This window comes from uncultured Cardiobacterium sp., assembly GCF_938028185.1.
GTDB lineage: Bacteria > Pseudomonadota > Gammaproteobacteria > Cardiobacteriales > Cardiobacteriaceae > Cardiobacterium.
The window spans coordinates 1-3,766 of the sequence record NZ_CALJAH010000098.1; the positions used below are offsets into that span (position 1 = coordinate 1).

At 47.1% G+C, this 3,766-nt stretch carries 1 protein-coding gene; it reads right to left on the reverse strand.

Features of this window, described 5'->3' with window-relative positions; all coding sequences use genetic code 11:
* Positions 1 to 3,661, reverse strand: a 3,661-nt coding sequence (locus Q0349_RS03220; protein WP_298079438.1) for a calcium-binding protein, incomplete at its 3' end; no start/stop codon positions are given.
* Positions 3,662 to 3,766 lie beyond the last annotated feature (105 nt).

Here is a 3,766-nt window from a genome sequence, read left to right on the forward strand (position 1 = left end):
CTTTCGGGCCATTGGTAATAACCAAATTGCTACCCTCGCGGGTGAGTTTGGCGCCAGTATCCGTAACCCATTCGTTTTCTGCGACTGCGCGTACACTGTCATGGGTGATTTTTCTGCCCTGATAGGTGATAAATCCCTTGCCGTCACTATCATGGATGGTGGTCACGCCCGGCGGCATCAGGCGGCTAAACATAATGTGGTAGCCGTCATATCCAGCGGCATCTTTGATGCTGTCCGTACCCGCGCTAATGTGATAATGATCGTCACCCTCCTCGTCGGTCATGGTATCGTCGCCACTGTTGCCGAAGAAGATGTCGTTGCCGCTGCCGCCGTCCATCAGGGTTTTGTCCTTGCCGGCGTGCAACGCGTCATTACCGGCGCCACCATGCAGTTCATCGCCGCCGGTACCACCATTAAGCTGATCATCACCCTCATCGCCGGAGAGCTCATCCTTGTCGTTGTCATCATCGCTGGCATCAAGCACATCATTGCCTGCACCCCCGTGCAGCTTGTCTTTGCCCTTGCCAGCATAAAGTTTGTCATTGCCGCTGGCGAATCCTTCTGGCATAGGAGCGGCATCATCGCCAAACATGGTGTCATCACCATCGTCGCCATGCACTTCGTCGTCCCCGGCCTGACCAGCCATCCAGTCATTGCCCGCGCCACCATGCAGCGTGTCGTTGCCCGTGCCTTGTACCCGGTCAGTTGCCATCATGCGGGCGCCTTTTCCCGGTTTGATAGAGAAATCCTTGTCATCGTGGCTCCATGTCCACTCAAAAGCAATGTGGCTGGGCACTGTAATAGCCGCGTCATAGAAATTCCTGGTCGTACCATCCGCGAACCAGCGCTTTTCAAACGTTTGTTGGCTATAGGAGAGATTGTTGAACATACTGGAAGGCACATAGTTGGCATCACCCAAAACCAAATCATCACCCGCACCCGCGCGGATGGCGTCGTCGCCTGCACCACCTGCCAATACGTCTTTTTTGGCACTGCCGATAATGGTGTCGCTACCATGCTGACCACTAATCCAGTCGCCGCGTTTTTCAGATTCCGTCAATGCGCTTTCATTTGGTAACGGATTTTCATAACTGTTGCTGCCATCATCAGCGTAGAGAGTGTCATTACCGTCCCCTCCGGTGATAATATCTGAATTACCACCGCCGAAGGCGGTGTCATCATCATTTTGCACCACGCCCCTGTTTCCTGTGCCAGCATAAATAATCTCGCGTCCGTTACCGCCGACAATATAGTCATTGCCGCCAGCTCCCATGACATGATGCAATTCTCCATTTCCGGTGTAAATAACATCATCAAAGGAGGTAGCAGTAAATTGGGATGAATGTGAGTCACTGCCATGAATGCGAACACGTTCCGGCGACAAGGCAGCATTGTAATAATAGTATACGGGCTTTCCGGCATCGTAAGGATTGAAAGCGGAGGGATCCAACCCGGCATTGGGGTCAGGATTATATTTCAGGGTAATGCCAAGATCACCATTGCTCCATTTGCCATCACCAGTGCGTGGCTTGAGTTTTGCCAAAGCCTTGTAATTTCCGGTACTGTCCTTGACAGAAAATTGCCAGTAATTCTGCATATTTTCCATGCGGTATTTTTTGTCATCCGAATAATAAACGTCTCCTGCCTTGGACGATTCGGGAGCGGCAATGCCGGAGAAGGTCTGTTCACCAATATTTTCTTCGTCAATCTCAAGACTGCCATCGCCATCAGAATCAAAGATGGTATCGATGCCGTCATCTTTTGTGCTGAATTGATAAATATCGTGTCCCTTGCCACCTTCGAGATGGTCACTGCCGCCTTTTCCCGCAAGACGGTCATGACCATTCAAGCCATAAATGCGGTCATCACGTCCGCCACCTTCCAGATTTACCTTGTCATACTCCTTGTTATCACTAAGATTGGAGCCAAAGACAACACGGTGATCATCGACCGAGATACCCTTGCCATCAACAGAAAACGTCAGGGGACGGTCAAGATTGCCATCATAAGGGTGCCTGCTGTGATCCATATAATCCCAGTCGCCCTGCACCAAATCATCAACCAAATCGCGTGCCAGTTTGAGACCATTTTTCAGATAACGCATTTGCAGCAGTACCATGTACGCGCGGTCGCGAATATAGTCTTCCGTCATACCATTCGGATTGTCGGGTGTCCAAAGATCCAGTGTGCCGTCTGTATTAAATGGCGTGTAATCCGCACCTTCGGCAACGAAGGGATTGAGTTCACGCAAGGCATAGCGGTAGGCAATATCCGTTTTTGCCTTGGCAATCAATTCTTCCAGCGGCATCTCCGGCTTGAGCGATACCGCCTTGTTTTTCAGCATTTCCGGGATTTCGTTAGGCTTGAAATCCTGACCAAATGCCAGCGTCCCCAAACGGTCAAACAAATCCATGCGGCCGTTATGGTCCATATCCTTGGTCAGCCGGTAGAGCTCCTTCGCGGCATCTTCACCATAAATCCCGGCAACAATGCCTACCGCCACCCCGGCAACGGCTGCGACGGGCGCAGACAGGCCAAGCAATGCCGTGCCTGCCAACGTAGTCAGGAAAGTAGATGCCGTACCAGCTACTTCCGAACCGGCTTCACCAACCGCCCATTCTGCCATGATGTCCTTGGCGCGTTCGCGATCGCCCGCAGCGTCTGCGGCTTTGGCTTCGCGTACAACAAAAGCAAGCTCTAAGCCTAATCCCAGTAACCCCAACTTCCCTATATGTTTTGCCTTATCGAATTTTCCAACCTTACCTGAAGTAAATTCCGTACCCATACCCAAATATTTTTGGACGAGCTTAAGTTCTTCATTACCCAAGTTATCTATAGCTTCTACAGCTGCTTTAGGATATTTGTTGATAAAAGCAACCATATCCATACCAGCATATTCAAGATATTTGCTTAATGCTCTGGTGTCATTTGGAAATTTGGATAACCCAGAAGCTGTCATTTGTATAACAGACGCAGCTTTTATTTTATTAAATATTTTTTCATATTTACTAGCATCTATATTATTCCAATCGACATGATCGCCCAAAATTTTCAATAATTCATTTTTATCCAGCCCGTTAATATATGCAACGTTTTGATTTTGCAATAAAGCCTTAAGTTCTGTTGCACCAAATACTTGTTTAGGATTTGCGTTAGGAATAATCGCAATAACATTACCTTTTGCGCCAGCCGCAAAGTTATTGGAGATAATATCAAAAGCACCTGGACTGCGAACATTATCTTTCCATCCCCCAAAAAGGAAATCATTTGCGGGTGTCCCTCTATCAAAGCCTGTATCTCCAAAAATAGATATTAAAGCATTTTTAAGAGCCCCATTGCGAGGCTGCATTTTCCCTCCATCGAAGTCTAAAAAATCGAATGCGGGGGTATTATCAAGGACCCTAAATCCATTTTTAGCTTTTATATTTTTAATGAGCTCTTCGTTTTGGATTACATTTCCAGACGTGTCTGTTCCTATAATGCCGCTATAGAGCACAGTTATCCCGTTAGAATTGCCTACATCTAAGCGATGAATTATCTCTTTTAAAGCTAATATCTTTTCTTCTTTTGTTTTTATTGAATCAGGATGAAAAATCCCTCCTTTTTCTAACTCTTTTTCTATGATTTTTGTGGCCATCTCAGAAGTTAGTGTATTACTCATCTTTTGCCTCCAATTTAGAAATTGATAATCACTTTACGGTTGGGATAATGCGAATTATCTATGATGTTCACCACATTATTCAATAAGTCCCTTAATATTTGTAAT